The organism is Achromobacter sp. CSND-B12 (genome assembly GCF_052906545.1).
On the sequence record NZ_JBREGJ010000001.1, the window covers coordinates 424,657 to 439,531 of the forward strand.

15 protein-coding genes and 1 riboswitch are annotated in these 14,875 nt (G+C 68.6%); of the genes, 5 read left to right on the forward strand and 10 right to left on the reverse strand.

What is annotated here, in order from left to right:
* Positions 1-152 precede the first annotated feature (152 nt).
* Positions 153-491 (forward strand): ISC system 2Fe-2S type ferredoxin, encoded by a 339-nt coding sequence (fdx, locus tag ACUTAG_RS01875; RefSeq protein ID WP_054516945.1) that lies wholly within the window; start codon positions 153-155, stop codon positions 489-491.
* 5 nt (positions 492-496) lie between these two features.
* On the opposite strand, the gene ACUTAG_RS01880 is transcribed toward fdx, so the two are convergent.
* Positions 497-1,228, reverse strand: a complete 732-nt coding sequence (locus ACUTAG_RS01880; protein WP_024069411.1) for an SDR family NAD(P)-dependent oxidoreductase — start codon at positions 1,226-1,228, stop codon at positions 497-499.
* Positions 1,229-1,373: 145 nt separating this feature from the next.
* Between ACUTAG_RS01880 and ACUTAG_RS01885 the strand changes: the two genes are divergently transcribed.
* A complete protein-coding gene (locus ACUTAG_RS01885) occupies positions 1,374-2,135 on the forward strand; it encodes an SDR family oxidoreductase (protein WP_024069412.1) in 762 nt (253 codons plus the stop codon).
* Between the two features lie 15 nt (positions 2,136-2,150).
* Here the strand turns inward: ACUTAG_RS01885 and ACUTAG_RS01890 are convergent, their stop codons facing one another.
* Genes ACUTAG_RS01890 through ACUTAG_RS01900 form a run of 3 tightly spaced genes read right to left on the reverse strand, consistent with a single transcriptional unit; the run spans position 2,151 to position 3,932 of the window.
* Positions 2,151-2,765, reverse strand: a complete 615-nt coding sequence (locus tag ACUTAG_RS01890; RefSeq protein WP_054514920.1) for an ABC transporter ATP-binding protein — start codon at positions 2,763-2,765, stop codon at positions 2,151-2,153.
* A gap of 9 nt (positions 2,766-2,774) precedes the next feature.
* Positions 2,775-3,452 (reverse strand): flavin reductase family protein, encoded by a 678-nt coding sequence (locus ACUTAG_RS01895; protein WP_053500703.1) that lies wholly within the window; start codon positions 3,450-3,452, stop codon positions 2,775-2,777.
* A gap of 21 nt (positions 3,453-3,473) precedes the next feature.
* Complete coding sequence (locus ACUTAG_RS01900) at positions 3,474-3,932, reverse strand: VOC family protein (RefSeq protein ID WP_020928292.1); 459 nt, start codon at positions 3,930-3,932, stop codon at positions 3,474-3,476.
* Between the two features lie 188 nt (positions 3,933-4,120).
* Between ACUTAG_RS01900 and ACUTAG_RS01905 the strand changes: the two genes are divergently transcribed.
* Positions 4,121-4,780, forward strand: coding sequence for a MarR family winged helix-turn-helix transcriptional regulator (locus ACUTAG_RS01905; RefSeq protein WP_148318026.1), 660 nt, complete (start codon positions 4,121-4,123; stop codon positions 4,778-4,780).
* Between the two features lie 111 nt (positions 4,781-4,891).
* Here ACUTAG_RS01905 and ACUTAG_RS01910 read toward each other — a convergent pair whose 3' ends face one another.
* Together ACUTAG_RS01910 and ACUTAG_RS01915 are read right to left on the reverse strand one after the other, a co-directional pair.
* Positions 4,892-5,323 carry a bleomycin resistance protein gene (locus ACUTAG_RS01910; protein ID WP_026384284.1) on the reverse strand — a complete coding sequence of 144 codons (432 nt, stop codon included), beginning with the start codon at positions 5,321-5,323 and terminating at the stop codon, positions 4,892-4,894.
* Positions 5,324-5,396: 73 nt separating this feature from the next.
* Positions 5,397-6,425, reverse strand: a complete 1,029-nt coding sequence (locus ACUTAG_RS01915) for a hypothetical protein (protein WP_148318029.1) — start codon at positions 6,423-6,425, stop codon at positions 5,397-5,399.
* Between the two features lie 98 nt (positions 6,426-6,523).
* A riboswitch (TPP riboswitch) is annotated at positions 6,524-6,659 on the forward strand.
* Positions 6,660-6,720: 61 nt separating this feature from the next.
* Here ACUTAG_RS01915 and thiM point away from each other — a divergent pair.
* Positions 6,721-7,542: a hydroxyethylthiazole kinase gene (gene thiM, locus ACUTAG_RS01920; RefSeq protein ID WP_148318031.1), complete on the forward strand. Its 822-nt coding sequence runs from the start codon at positions 6,721-6,723 to the stop codon at positions 7,540-7,542.
* 44 nt (positions 7,543-7,586) lie between these two features.
* Here the strand turns inward: thiM and ACUTAG_RS01925 are convergent, their stop codons facing one another.
* A complete protein-coding gene (locus ACUTAG_RS01925; protein WP_148318033.1) occupies positions 7,587-9,692 on the reverse strand; it encodes a TonB-dependent receptor in 2,106 nt (701 codons plus the stop codon).
* A 246-nt stretch (positions 9,693-9,938) separates the two neighbouring features.
* Here ACUTAG_RS01925 and ACUTAG_RS01930 point away from each other — a divergent pair, with 246 nt between their 5' ends.
* A complete protein-coding gene (locus ACUTAG_RS01930; protein WP_148318035.1) occupies positions 9,939-12,044 on the forward strand; it encodes a 5'-nucleotidase C-terminal domain-containing protein in 2,106 nt (701 codons plus the stop codon).
* Positions 12,045-12,143: 99 nt separating this feature from the next.
* Here ACUTAG_RS01930 and ACUTAG_RS01935 read toward each other — a convergent pair whose 3' ends face one another.
* The 3 genes from ACUTAG_RS01935 to ACUTAG_RS01945 are packed head-to-tail and all read right to left on the reverse strand — an operon-like array spanning position 12,144 to position 14,864.
* On the reverse strand, positions 12,144-12,902 hold the full coding sequence (locus tag ACUTAG_RS01935; protein WP_006384963.1) for an iron ABC transporter ATP-binding protein: 759 nt from the start codon (positions 12,900-12,902) through the stop codon (positions 12,144-12,146).
* Positions 12,899-13,882: an iron chelate uptake ABC transporter family permease subunit gene (locus ACUTAG_RS01940; RefSeq protein WP_172999565.1), complete on the reverse strand. Its 984-nt coding sequence runs from the start codon at positions 13,880-13,882 to the stop codon at positions 12,899-12,901. The genes ACUTAG_RS01935 and ACUTAG_RS01940 overlap by 4 nt, the downstream gene beginning before the upstream one ends.
* Complete coding sequence (locus tag ACUTAG_RS01945; protein WP_054445143.1) at positions 13,875-14,864, reverse strand: ABC transporter permease; 990 nt, start codon at positions 14,862-14,864, stop codon at positions 13,875-13,877. Before ACUTAG_RS01945 ends, ACUTAG_RS01940 begins: the two co-directional genes overlap by 8 nt.
* Positions 14,865-14,875: the final 11 nt, after the last annotated feature.

Sequence of the window (14,875 nt, forward strand, 5' to 3'; positions counted from 1 at the left end):
CACGGCAATGCCGCGGCCCAGGGTATCGGTCCCCGGGACACGCTTGACCTTGCCAAGGTGGCCACCTTTACGCTGGTCGCACGGTGAAACGCCGCCCCTTTCAGCGTGCGCGGGCGTTTCACTGCCGTCCCGACGAACAAAGGTACCCCGACATGCCGAAAATCACGGTTCTCCCCCACCCCGACCTCGCGCCCGAGGGCGCCGTTGTGGACGCCAGGCAAGGCGCGTCCATCTGCGACGCCCTGCTCGACCATGGCATCCACATCGAACACGCATGCGAGCAAAGCCGGGCATGCACGACCTGCCACTGCATCGTCCGCAAAGGCTTTCACGCGCTCAACAAAATGGACGAAACCGAGGAAGACCTGCTGGACCGCGCATGGGGCCTGGAAGCGCAGTCACGCCTGAGTTGCCAGGCCATCGTCGGCGAGCAGGACCTGACCATCGATATTCCCAGATACACGCTCAATCATGCCAAGGAGAACCACTGAGGCGGTCACGCCAGGTCGATCCCCGTGGCCCCGGAAAGCGCGTCGAGCAGGCGCGCCTGGAAGGCCTCGTCATGCACGGCCGGATGCGGCTCGCGCCGCTCCTGGTGGTGCCAATAGCCGCCGCTCGCGCGGGCCGCGGCATCGTCGGTCGTGGCCAGCCACGCCTGCGTCACGTGGCCCAGCCGGAGGTCTCCCGGCGCGTCCGGGCCTCCCATCTTGGTGGGCACCCAACCGGGATCGACGGCCTGGCTGATCACGTCCGGCCAGCGCCGCGCCACCGCGGCGGCCAGGGCCGTCACGAATAGTTTGCTGTCGGAATACGAAGCGGTTTCGCGCGCCCCGTCCCAGGCCAGGCCGCCCAGCTCGGGCCGCCCGTCGTAGTGCATTTCGCTGCTCAGGTAGATCAGGCGCCGCGGCCGCGTGATGAGCGCGGTCAGCGCATAGGGCGCCGCCACATTGACCGGCAGGATGGCGGCGCCGGTGAACACGCCGGCATTGTGGATGACCGCGTCCATTTGGCCCAGGGCGTTGAGCTGTTCGGCCAGCTCCCGCGTCTGCGTCAGGTCGGCCAGGTCGCCCACGACCGCCCGCGCCCCGCGCGCCAGCAGGTCGCGCGCGGCCTCCAGGCGCTCGCGGCTGCGGCCGTGCACGACCAGTTGGTGTCCGTCCGCCTGCAGTGCGCGCGCGGCCGCCAGGCCCAGGCCGTCGACCGAACCGGTGATGAAGATGCGTGCCATGGAAAACTCCTCGGAAAACAGGGCCGGCGCCCGTCCATTGCGGGGACGCCGGCAATGGATGCTGCGGTTCCCGGGGAAGTATAGTCATCGACGCGGCGCCCGCGCGCCGGTTGCCACGACCTTGCCCCAAACACGGAGATTTCCCATGACGAACGACGCTCAAGCCCCCGTTATCCTCATCACCGGCGGCAGTCGCGGTGTCGGGGCCGCGACCGCGCGGCTGGCCGCGGCGCAGGGCTATGACGTGGCGATCAGCTATGTCGCCAACGAGGCGGCCGCGCAGGCGGTGGTGACGGACGTGCGGGCGCTGGGCCGCCGCGCCCTGGCCGTGCGCGCCGACAGCGCCGACCCGGACCAGATCGCCGGCCTGTTCAACGCGATCGACCGCGAATTCGGCCGTCTCGACGTGCTGGTCAACAATGCCGCGATCATCGCGCGCCAGTCGCGCCTGGAAGACCTGGCCTTCGAGCGCATGCAGCGGATCTTCGCGGTCAATTCCCTCGGCCCGATGCTGTGCGCGCAGCAGGCAGCCCGACGCATGTCGCAGCGCCACAATGGCCGCGGCGGCGCCATCATCAACATATCCTCGGCCGCGGCGCGCCTGGGCAGCCCCAATGAATACGTGGACTACGCCGCCTCGAAAGGCGCGCTGGAGAGCTTCACGATCGGCTTTTCCAAGGAAGTGGCGCGCGAGGGCATCCGCGTGAATTGCGTGCGCCCCGGCCACATCTACACCGAAATGCACGCCAGCGGCGGCGAGCCGGGACGGGTGGACCGCATCAAGGACACCGTGCCCATGGGCCGTGGCGGCCAGCCCGAAGAGGTGGCGCGGGCCATCCTGTGGCTGGCCGGCGCCGAGGCCTCGTACGTCACCGGCACCTTCGTCGACGTCACGGGCGGCAAGTAAGCCCGGAACCGCCCGCTAGCGCAGCGCGGCAACGTCCATGACGGTTGCCCCGCAGGCCTGCACCAGCTCGGGATCATGGCTGGCGAACAGCACCAGCCGGTCCCTGCCCCAGGTCTTGAACAACTCGGCCAGCGCGCGCCGCGCCGGCGTGTCCAGCCCGTTGCTGGGGCCGTCCGCGATGACGACGGCCGGGTCGCCCAGGGCGGCCGCGGTCAGGTAGACCTTGCGGCGCGTGCCCGTGGACATCTGCTCGAAGCGCTTGTCCAGGTGCGGCTCCAGTCCCAGCCGGGCGGCCAGGTCGAGCACCGCGTCGTCCACCGCCACGCCCTTTTCCGCCGCCGCCTGTTCGAGCAGCCCGCGCCCGGTCTGCTGCGGCAGCGCCAGGCAGTTGTCGGGCACGTAGGCCAGGCGCGCCCTGGCCTGCCGCGGCGCTTGCGCCAGCGGCTGGCCATCTATCCAGACCTCGCCCTCATCCGGCGCGATCGCGCCCGCGATGATGCCGAGCAGACTGGACTTGCCGGTGCTTTCCTCTTCGCACAGCGCCACGCAGCCCGGCCCGAAGGCGTGCGTCAGCCCCTGGAAGACGAGATGGTCGCCGTAGCGTTTGGTGAGATTGTCGATGCGTAGCATGGCGCCAGTTTACGCAGGAACCGGCGATTCCTCCAGGTACTGCTGCGCCACGCCGTCCTGCTGCATCTGGCGCCACTGCGCCACCGACGGCGTCGCCATCTGGAAGGCGCGCGTCACTTCGCAATACCAGCCCGGATTGTGCAGCCGGCCGATCAGCTGCATTGGCAAGGGATCGATGAACATGCGATCGGGATCGGTCACGGCCGCGTCGATCAGGTGCATGCCCACGATGTCGCCGATGACCAGCGTGCGGCGCGCATCGATATCGACCAGCTGGCGCACGCGACACTCCATCGACGCGGGACTGTCCTGGATCCGGGGCACATCCACATTGCGGCCCGGCGCCAGCAGCAGCCCCGCCTCCATCGACTCATCGATACTGGCATCGAAGTCGATGGCGGTCACGTTCATGCGGCGCGCCTGCGTCGCCGACACCAGGTTGACGACGAACTCGCCGCGCGCGGCGATGTTGCGCGCGGTGTCCTTCAGCCGCCCATCGCGCGAACCGACACAGAAACACAGGATCGGCGGATCGCCGGACATCACGTTGAAAAAGGAAAACGGCGCGACGTTCAACGCGCCCCGCGCATCGCGCGACCCGACCCAGGCGATGGGCCGGGGCAGGACGGTGGAATGCATGAGTTTGCTGCGCTGCTCACCGCTGAGCGCTTGCATGTCGAAGTACATGGGCTGGCAGATCCTGGTCGTTTATTCGTTGCCCGCGCGCGCCGGATCCTGCTCCGGCTTTTCGACGCCGGCCCGGCGGGCGCTGGACTGGTGCAGTTCCACCAGGTTGCCGGCGGGGTCGCGCAGGAACAGCTGCTTGAGGCTGGGCGAGGCCACGTTGTCGAGCGTGAAGTACTCGATGCCGCGGGCGATCAGTTCCTGCTCGGCGGCCAGCACGTCCTCGACCGCCAGCGCGATGTGGTTGGACACCGGATCCTTGCCCGGTCCCTTGGCGTAGCGCGACGGGCCCTCGCTGCCCAGGATGTGCAGCTGGGTGCCATTGGGCAGGTTGATCCACGAACCATAGATGCCCGGAATCTTCCAGCGCGCGGGATCCTGCGGCAGGTTCAGGACATCGCGGTAGAAATCGAGCATGGCGTCGGCCTGGGCGTGGTTCACACCGAATCCGACGTGGTGAAGTTCAAGCACTTTGACGGGCATGGGGAGTCTCCTCGTTAGGGGCAGCGCAGTGCGCCGGGCGACGGCGCCGGGGCTGCGGACACGGCATGAACGCCGCAGCGGCGAATATAGTACGTTAAACGTACTATATGCAAATCGTATTATTTGATCGACGTATAATCCGAATTTGCCGCCCCGGCTTCCCTCATTCCCCGCGACAACCCTGCCCCATGCCCGTCCGCAAGTCCCCCGCTCCCGCCGCCCCGGCTGCCAAGGCCGGGCGCGCCGCCAAGGCCCCCCCTCCGGCAGACGCCCGTGTCGCGCCGGAATTGCCCGGGATCCCCGCCACCCGCCAGGCCCGCGCCGAGCGCGACGGCGCCGCCGCCGCCGCCCGGCCACACCTGGCGCTGATGGCGCAAACCGCCGCGCGCGGCACCGACGCGGGCGCGGCAGGACTGGGACTGCTGCTGCTATGGCTGGCCGACGACGTCGAACAGCGCGCCAACGCCGCGCTGGCGCCATTCGGCATATCGGAAAGCAAGCTCGACGTGTTGATGATCTTCGGCCTGGCCGAACGCGGACTGATCGACAGCCGCGCGGTGACGCCGTCGTACATCGCCGACTATTTCGGCGTCACGCGCTCGACGGTCACGGGCCTGCTGGACTGGCTGGAAAAGCGCGAACTACTCACGCGCGCGCTCAACCACGAAGACCGGCGCAGCATCTCGCTGGCGTTGACCGACGCCGGACGCGAACTGCTCACGCAGGCGCTGCCGGCGTTCTGGACCATGTGCGCGTCGCTGGTGGATTGCCTGGACGAGAACGACCGCAAGGCCTTGCAGGGCATCCTGGCGAAAGTCTGGCGGCAGTTGAAGGGCCCGGCCGCCTGACGGGGTTGCGTCACTTGCGCGGGTACGACTTCCTGCCGGAACACGGATAGTTCGCCGCGTGCGCCGTCATCGTACAGAGCAGCGCCAGCAGCAGGAGCACGGCGCGCGGCTTCATCTTGCCGCCGGCCGCTCGCCGATCCTGGCCGAGAATCGCAGCAGATACCCGTCCGGATCCTGCACCAGGAATTGGCGCACCCCCACTTCGACGGCGTCGCTGCGGTACCAGCGCTCTTCCGGTTCCCGGTACAACGGCCAGCGTGCCCGCGCCAAGCGTTCCAGCAAAGGCTCGATGGCGGACACCTTGATCTCGAAATTGACGCCGCGGCCACGCGGCGCCTCGAGCGCAGCGGTAATCCAGTTGTCGTCGCCGCGCACTTCTTCCAGCATGAACTGCGCGCCATCCAGGTCCAGGTACACGAACCCCTCGGCCTCGCGGCGATAGGCGATCTGGAATCCACAATGGTCCATCCAGAAAGCCAGGCTGCGCGGCAGGTCGGCCACCAGCAGTTCCGGCACCATCCGGGCGCGAAGAAATCCGGTCATTCGTGTCTCCCCTCTTTTGCGTGTCCGGCATGATGACAGAACCGCGGACGCTGCAGCACGCCATGCCCGGCAATCAAGGCCCGGCGCGGTCGTTGGCGACCATGTGGGCCGCGGCCTGCGGCGCGCCGCCCTCGCGGCGGAAGAACAACGGCCGCAACCCCTTCCTGCCCCGGTCCAGGTATTCGAACGTCACCCTTTCGCCGGGCTGGGCCGGCCCGCCGCCGTGGCTGACGCTATACAGCTCACCGCCCAGGCGATAGGCATGCACGGCGGTCCACGACGTCGACTCCGGCGTCCGCACCTTGTAGGTCAGGACCTCGTCGACCCGTCCGCGCACGCCATACTTGACCGTGGCGCGCCGCAGCGCCCGGCTCGACCACCCGACCCACAGGCCGGCCAGCAGACACAAGGCGGCAACGCCATACAGCGGCCACAGGAACCAGCCTCCTCCCAGCAGGATCAGCGCCGCGCCCAGGAACGTGTTGCGCAACAGGGTGTCGCCGTTGCGCACCTGCGCGCGATCGGCATCGCTGAGGGCCTCGAAGGCCTTCTGCACATCGCCAGGACCGTCGTAGTCCGCGCGCAGCAGCACCGGCGCCTCGCCCGGCCACAGCGCCAGCAGGTGCAGCCGCAGCGGCGCGCCGAGCCGGGCGGCGCAGCGTTCGGGGCTCCTGCCCCCGTCCCCCGGCATCGTGAAGCCGTTCATGAATGGCAGCGCCACCTCCAGCTTGCGGCCATCGATGCCGTATCGCACGCCGCCGCCGGGGGCCGGCGCGAAATCGGTGACCGCGCCGGTGACGACCTGCTTGGGCACGGCGCCGCGCAGCACCTGCCGCAGGCGCTGGCGGGCCGCCGGGCCGCGCAGCAAACGGCGGCCGAGATAGAGCGTGAATCCAGCCAGCACCAGAATCATCGCGGACAGCACCGGATCGCGCGCGATGCTCGTGGCATTCGATAGCCACAGCCAGGCCAGGAATGCCGTCATGGCGAAGAACAACGTGAAGAACACCCCGCCCAGCACCGTGTCCGCCACGTGATGGCGCGCATGTCGGCGCAACCATGACAGGTCCTGCGCGCTCAACGCCTCATCGTGGGTCTGCATTCCCCATTCCTCCCCGTGTCGAACCGCCATGATGACAGAAGCGCCGTCCGCCGCGCCCGGCTGGCTTGACAAGCCCCCCTACCTCCTTCGAACATAGCCCCATCCACCCGGGGAGCTTCGGCAAGAAGCTGAGATTCCGATGGCGGCCGCGCCCCGCGCGCGGCGCGCGGCGCGAGAGACCCGTCGAACCTGATCCAGACAATGCTGGCGTAGGGAAGGTGCGCAACCCGCCGGCCCGCAATGCCGCGCCATGACGCCCCGCCCCGCCCGTTGTCCCCTTGCAAGGACCTGCGGCATGGCCTCCAACGCCCCCACCCTGTCCCAGCTGGCGCTCGCCTCGCGCGACCTGTACGCGGCCGTGCGCCGCGACGCGCCGCTGGTGCAATGCCTGACCAACTTCGTGTCGATGAATACCGCGGCCAATACGCTGCTGGCGATCGGCGCGTCGCCGGCCATGGTGCACGCGGCCGAGGAAGCGCCCGAATTTGCCGCCATCAGCGGCGCGGTGGTGATCAACATCGGCACGCTCTCATCCCCCTGGCTGGACAGCATGCTACTGACGGCCGCCGCGGCGGCCAAGGCCGGCACGCCCTGGGTGCTGGATCCGGTGGCGCATCACGCCACCGGCTTCCGGCGCGACGCGGTGCGGCGCCTGCTGGACCTGCGGCCCACGGTGATCCGTGGCAACGCATCGGAGATCATCGCCCTGGCCGGCGGCCAGAGCGCCAGCAAGGGCGTGGACGCGCGCGATCCGGTGCAACTGGCCGAAGCGGCCGCGCGCGAACTGGCGCGGGCGCGCGGCACGGTGGTGGCGGCGACGGGCGAAGTCGATTTCGTCACGGACGGCCGGCGCGAGGTGCGCGTGACCGGAGGTTCGCCATTGATGCCGCGGGTCACCGCCACGGGGTGCGCACTGACGGCGGTGGTCGGCGCCTTCGCGGCGGTGGCGCGCGATGACGCCTACACGGCGGCGGTGGCGGCGCTGTCCTGCTTCGGCATCGCCGGCCGCCGCGCCGGCGCGCTGGCCGAAGGCCCGGGTTCGTTCGCGTGGCGCTTCCTGGACGCGCTGGCGGCGCTGGAAACGGACAGCCTGACGGCGGAATCGCCGCTGCGCTGATCCGCCCTGCGCGCGCCGGACCGGCGCGCGGACGCTTGCCCCTACTACATGCGGTACTGCAGGCTCAGCATGGCGTTGCGCGGCGCGCCGGGCATGTTCAGGTTGGGGCTGCTGCCGTGCGCCGACACGATGTAGCCGGCGTCGAACAGGTTGTAGACGTTCAACTGCACCGAATACGGCCCCTGGCGCCACCACGCGGCGGCATCCGCCGTGACGTAACCGGGCAACTTGACGGTGTTGCCCGGATTGGCGAAGCGCGCGCCCACCAGGTTCAAGCCGGCGCCGACGCCGAAGCCCTCGCCCAGGTCCTTGGTGATCCAGACGTTGCCGGCATGGCGCGGCGTCAGCGTGGCGCGCTTGCCTTGCACGTCCTTGCCGGCGTCGCGCGCCACCGACTGCGTCACGCGCGCATCCAGGTAGGCATAGCCCAGCATCGCGCGCCAGCCGTGGGACAGGTCGCCCGACAGGGTCCATTCGGCGCCGTCGGTGCGCTGCGTGCCCACCGGCACCAGCGTGTTGGTCACCGGATTGGTGACCTTGATGTCGGTGCGCTCCAGGCGGAACACCGACACCGTGGTCGAGAGCTTGCCATCCAGGAAATCGTACTTGGCGCCGACTTCGTAGTTGGTGGTCTTCTCCGGCGCCAGGTCGACGTTGTTGGCCGCCAGCGCGAAGGTCTCGCCCGAGGGCTGGTAGGAACGGCTCCACGACACGTAATACGACTGCACGCTGTCGGGCTGGAACACCAGCCCCAGGCGCGGGCTGAAGTTGGAGTCGGTGCGCGACAGGTTGCGGCCGCTGCGGCGGTCCTCGGTTTCCTGCTCGAAGCGGTCGTGGCGCACCCCAGCCAGCACCTTCCAGTGCTCGCCCAGCGACATCATGTCCTGCACGTACAGGCCCAGGGTGTTGAAGCGGCCCAGGCTGTCGGAACCCGGCGCGCCGCTCACCTGGCGCTGCAAGGTCGGCAGGCGCGGGTCGAACAGGTCGACCACCGCGACGTTGGCGGCCGACCAGTTCAGCAGGTCCTTGTTCTGCTGGCCCACCTCGATGCCGTACAGCATGTCGTGGCGCACCGAGCCCCACTGGACGCGCTGCATCAGTTCGGTCTGGTTGGTCCAGCCGTGCTCGTCGCGCAGCACGTTGCCGTGGGTCAGCGACACGGTTCGCGCGGCTTCGTTGACCGAACCCGGCAGCGTGTTGTTGCGGTTGAGCGTGTAGTGGTAGTAGCGCGTGGCGTTGCGCAGCGACCAGTTGTCGTTGAAGCGGTGCGTCAGCGTGGCGGCGTAGGACTGCACCCGGGTCTGGGTGTAGTCGGTATCGCGCGCGTTCTCGGCGCCGTAGTAGGTCGACGGGTCCACGTCGACCGGACGGCCATGGTAGGCCGGGATGCCGAAGTCGGTCAGGCGGCGGTCTTCCAGGAACTCGGTCTGCAGCAGGAAGGTAGTGTTCTCGCCCAGCTTGAACTGGGCCGACGGCGCGATCGCCTTGCGGTCGATGAATTGCTTGTCGCGATAGCTGTCGCCCTTCTCCACCGCGCCGGTCAGGCGCCAGGCCATGCTGCCGCTTTCGTTGGCCCGGCCCAGGTCCAGGTCGAGCCGGCGGTCGTTCCACGAACCGTAGCTCAGGCCGACCTGCGAAATGTCTTCGCCCGGCTTCTTGGTCACGCGGTTGATCAGGCCGCCGGACGAACCGCGGCCATACAACACCGCCGCCGGGCCCTTGATGACGTCGATGCGCTCGACGTTGGACAGGTCGCGGAAGTACAGCGCGTCGTCGCGGAAGCCGTCGACAAACTGGTCGGCGATGGCGGTGAAGCCGCGGATCGAGACCTGGTCGCGCTGGCCGTCGCCGGTCGAGAAGCTGACCCCGGGCACGTTCTTGAGCGCGTCCTGCACCGACATGGCGTGCTGGTCGCGCAGCACCTGCGCCGGCACCACGTTCACCGTCTGCGGAATGTCGCGCAGCGGCGCGTCGATCTTGGTGGCGCTGGTGGACGCCGGCGGGTTGTAGCTTTGCGCGGTGTCATCGGTGCCGACGACGCTGACGGCGGGCAAGGTGGCGGTGGGCGCAGCCGCCTGGGCCTGGGCGGCCAGGGGGGCCAGCGGGCCCAGGACGAGCAAGGCGGCGGAGAGGGGACGAAGGACGTGCATGGCCAGCGAGTATCGAAGTCGTTTGAAATGGAAGGATTCGCCATTCTCTTGACAACGAGAATCAGTCGCAATGCTTTTATCGTTCCGTTGCCTTGAGACGACGATAAATGAGACGCGCGTCCAATTCAGATGTTTTTAAGCTTGCCCATGCAACGCGTGCGCGGCGTTGCCGGCGGTCCGCATGTCACCAGCGGGTCATAACCCGTCCCCAGAATTTTGCGTTCCCCCGACACGAAAGGAACGACGGTGAAGCAGCCCCTCCGAAAGATCTTTGCACTGTCGGCCAGCGCCCTGCTGCTGGCCAGCCTGTCCGCCTGTGGCGGCAGCGATGACGATGACGACGACGCGCCGCCAGCGTCGGTGCCCCGGGGCGCCACGCTCGACCTGGCCATCCTGGCCACCACGGACCTGCACGCCAACGTGCTGGGTTACGACTATTACAAGCTGGCCGAGGACAAGAGCTACGGCGTCGACCGCACCGCCACCCTGATCCGCAACGCCCGCAAGCAGCACGCCAATACCTTGCTGTTCGACAACGGCGACACCATCCAGGGCACCGCCCTGTCGGACTACCAGGCGCTGGTGGCGCCGGTGCAGTGCTCGGACATGCTGGCGATCTACAAGCAGATGAAGCTGCTGGCCTATGACGCGGCCACCCTCGGCAACCACGAATTCAACTATGGCCTGCCCTATCTGTCGCAGGTCACCAACGTGGACTTCGGCCTGCCGGGCATCGGCAAGGGCACGGCGCAGACCAACCCGACCGGCGCCAAGGACTGCGCCGCGCCGGGCTTTCCGTTCGTGTCGGCCAACGTGGTGGCGGCCGCCACGCAACAACCGATCTTCAAGCCGTGGACGCTGCTGACGCGCACCTTCAAGGCAACCGGCCCGGATGGCAAGGCGCTCGACGTCGCCCTCAAGGTGGGCGTGATCGGTTTCGCGCCGCCGCCCATCATGCAGTGGGACAAGGCCAACCTGGAAGGCCACGTGACCGTCGCCGGCTGGAAGGAAACCGCCGCGCGCTATGTGCCCGAAATGAAGGCGGCGGGCGCCGACCTGGTCGTGGCGCTGGCGCATGGCGGCATCGACCTGGTCACGCCCTACAGTCCGTCCATGGAAAACGGCGCGGGCTACCTGAGCCAGGTGGCGGGCATCGACGCCCTGATCACCGGGCACCAGCACCTGCTGTTTCCCGACACCAATCCCAAGTCGCAATTCGCCGGCCAGCCGGGCATCGACCTCGAAAAGGGCCTGATCAACGGCGTGCCCGCGGTGCAGGCCGGCCAATGGGGCAACAACCTCGGCCAGATCACGCTGAAGCTGGCCTACGACCAGGGCTGGAAGGTGCAGAAGAACGCCACCCAGGTGCAGCGCATCCCGACCCGCCTGACCGCGCAGAACGGCGGCACGCCCGCCACCTACGTCGCGCCCGACAGCGCCGCGCAGCAACTGGTGCAGGCCGAGCACAGCGCCACCATCGCCTACGTCAAGACGCCGATCGGCCAGAGCCAGTTCGACATGGCCACCTACTACGCGCTGGCCGGCGACGTGTCGGCGCTGCAGATCGTCAACATGGCGCAGATCGACTACCTGAAGGACTACATCGCCCGCAACAGCCCCGCCTACGCCGGCCTGCCGATCCTGTCGGCGGCCGCGCCGTTCAAGGGCGGACGCAACGGCCCGGGCGACTTCACCTTCGTGCCGCAAGGCAACATCGCCATCAACAACGCGGCCGACCTGTACCTGTATCCGAACACCCTGCAGGTGGTGCGGGTCAGCGGCGACATCGTGCGCCAGTGGCTGGAGAAGACGGCGGAACAGTTCAAGCGCATCGATCCGGCCCAGGTCGCGCCGCAGGACCTGATCGACACCGGCTTTCCGACCTTCAACTTCGACGTGCTCTACGCCGAAGGCAACGCCCTGCGCTACCAGATCGACGTGACGCAACCCAAGGGCTCGCGCATCACCGCGCTGACCTACCAGGGCGCGCCGCTGGATCCGGCGGCGCAATTCCTGGTGGTCACCAACAACTACCGCGCCAGCGGCGGCGGCGACTTCCCGGGACTGGCCGGCGGCAAGGGCGACATCGTGCTGCAGGCGCCCGACGCCAGCCGCGACGTGCTGATCAGCTACATCAAGAAGCACCCCAACCTGGACCTGGCCACCTACGGCCTGGCGCGCAGCTGGGGCTTCAAGCCCGTGGCGGCATTGGCCGGCCCGGTGGTGTTCGCGTCGGTGCCGAACACGCTGGCGCTGGCCACGGCGCATGGCGTCACCAACGTGTCGGTGTACGACCCGACGCCGGACGCGACGACGCAGCTGTCGCGCTACGCGGTGGACCTGACGCGTTGAGACTCATGCGTTGATGTTGACGCGGTGAAAGTGACGCGTTGAAGGCAACGCATCGCAGTCGACGCGGGCGCGCGAATCGCGCCCGCGTCATGGCGGTTTTCAGCGGTAATACACGCAGATGCGCTTGCCGTCGATCTCGTGCACGTCTATCGGCAGTTCATACAAGGCGCCCAGCACCTCGGGGCGGATCAATTCGGCGGGCGTGCCGCAGTGCGCCACCCTGCCCGCCTTCATCGCCACGATGCGGTCCGCGTAGCTGGAGGCGAAGTTGATGTCGTGCAGCACCAGCACCACCGTCTTGCCCAGCTCGTCGGCGGCGCGGCGCAGCGTGCCCATCATGGCCACGGCGTGCTTCATGTCCAGGCTGTTGAGCGGCTCGTCCAGCAGCACGTAGCGCGTGTCCTGGCACAGCACCATCGCCACGAACGCGCGCTGGCGCTGGCCGCCGGACATCTCGTCCAGGTAGCGGCCGGCCAGCGGTTCCAGGTCCAGATAGGCAATGGCCCGGTCGATATGCGCCTTGTCGTCCAGCGTCAGCCGCCCGCCGGAATGCGGATAGCGGCCGAACGCCACCAGGTCGCGCACCGTAAGGCGCAGCGGCAGGTGGTTGTCCTGCCGCAGGATGGCCAGGCGCCGCGCCAATTCGCGGCTGTCGCTGCGCGTCACGTCCAGGCCGTCCACCTGAATGCGGCCGGCGGACATCGGCAGCAGCCGGCTGATCATCGACAGCAGCGTCGACTTGCCGGCGCCGTTGGGGCCGATGATGGCGGTCACGCCGCCGGCCGGCAAGGCCAGCGACACCTGGTCCACGACCACGCTGTCGCCGTACTGCTTGCTGACTTGTTGGATATCGATCATTGGCGTCCCCTGCGCAAGATCAGGGCCAGGAACATCACTCCGCCCACGAATTCGATGACCACGCTGACCGTGGTGCTCAGTTGCAGCACCCGCTCCAGCAGCGTCTGCCCGCCGACCAGGAAGATCACGCTGAGCAGCACCGCGGCGGGCACGGTGTGGCGATGCCGGTCCGACCCCATCGCCTGGTAGGCCAGGTTGCTCACCAGCAGGCCGAAGAACGTCACCGGCCCCACCAGCGCGGTGGACACCGACACCAGCACGGCGATGGCGGCCAGCGTCAGCAGCAGGGTGCGGCGGTAGTCCACGCCCAGGTTCAGCGCGATCTCGCGGCCCAGCGCCAGTACGTCATAGCGGCGCCGCATGCGCCACACCAGCAGCGTGGCGGCAGCCACCGCCGCCAGCGCGATCGGCAGCAGTTCGGTGCGCACCGAATTGAAGTTGGCGAACAGGCGGTCCTGCAGCACCAGGAATTCGTTCGGATCGATCAGTCGCACCACGAAGCTGGACAGGCTGCGAAACAGCAGCCCGAAGATGATGCCCACCAGCATCATCAAATGCAGGCTGCGCACGGCGTCGGTGAACAGCCAGCGGAACAGCAGGCAGGCGAACGCCGTCATCGCGCACACTTCCAGCACGAAGGCCGCCACCGGATGGTTGACCGCGCCCGCCGCCTGGCCGAAGCCGAACACCACCACCGACTGGATCAGCAGGTAAAGCGCGTCAAAACCCATGATGGCCGGCGTCAGGATGCGGTTGTGCGTGACGGTCTGGAACAGCACCGACGACACCGCCACCGCGTACGCCACCAGCAGCATCGCCACCAGCTTGGCGCCGCGAAACGGCAGCACGAAGGCCCACTGGCCGTTCGCGCCCAACGCCATGAAGCCGACAACGCACGACAGCGCGGCCACGGCCAGCAGCGCCAGGCGCCACGCCTGGGGCGAACGCAGCGGCACGGCGCGCGCGATGAACTCAGCCACGGCGCGCTCCCCGGCTGCGCAGCAGGCACAGGAACAGGATGCTGCCGACCACGCCCACCACCGTGCCCAGCGGCACCTCGTAGGGATGGATCACCAGCCGGCCGATGATGTCGCAGGCCAGCACGAACACGCCGCCCAGCATCGCCACCCAGGGAATCGAGCGGCGCATGTTGTCGCCCAGCACCAGGCTGACGGCGTTCGGCACGATCAACCCCAGAAAGGGAATGCCGCCGGCCGTGACCACCACCACCGCGGAAATCGCCGACACGATGAGCAGGCCCACCAGCGTCAGGCGCGCATGGTTCAGGCCGAGATTGGCGGCGAACTCGCGCCCCATGCCCGCCACGGTGTAGCGATCCGCCGCCAGATAGGCCGCGGCCGCCAGGCCGAAGCCGATCCACAGCAGTTCGTAGCGGCCGCGCAGCACCCCGGAAAAATCGCCGGTGGTCCAGGCGTGCAGCGACTGCAGCAGGTCGTAGCGGTAGGCGACGAAAGTGGTGACGGCGTGGATCACGCCGCCCAGGATCAGGCCGATCAGCGGCACGATGAACGGCGTGCGCAGCGGCACGCGCCGCAACAGCGCCAGGAACAGCAGCGAGCCCGCCAGCGCGAAGCCGGTGGCCGTCAGCATCTTGCCGATCACCGGCGTGTCCGGCGCCAGCAGGGTCACGACCAGGATGCCGAGCGTGGCCGATTCGACGGTGCCGGCCGTGGTCGGCTCGACGTAGCGGTTGCGCACCAGCATCTGCATGATCAGCCCCGCCACCGCCAGCGCCATGCCGGCCAGCAGCAGCGCCAGCGTGCGCGGCACGCGGCTCACCAGCAGCAGGCGCCAGGCGCGTTCGGCGTCAGGCCCGCCGGCCAGCGCGGCGAACGAGAACGACCCCGCGCCCAGGCCGATGCTGGCCGCGCACAACAGCAGCAGCAACAGCAGCAACGCCGCCAGTCCGGTCCAACCGGTGATCGCCCCGCCTGCCCTCACAACCGCCACTT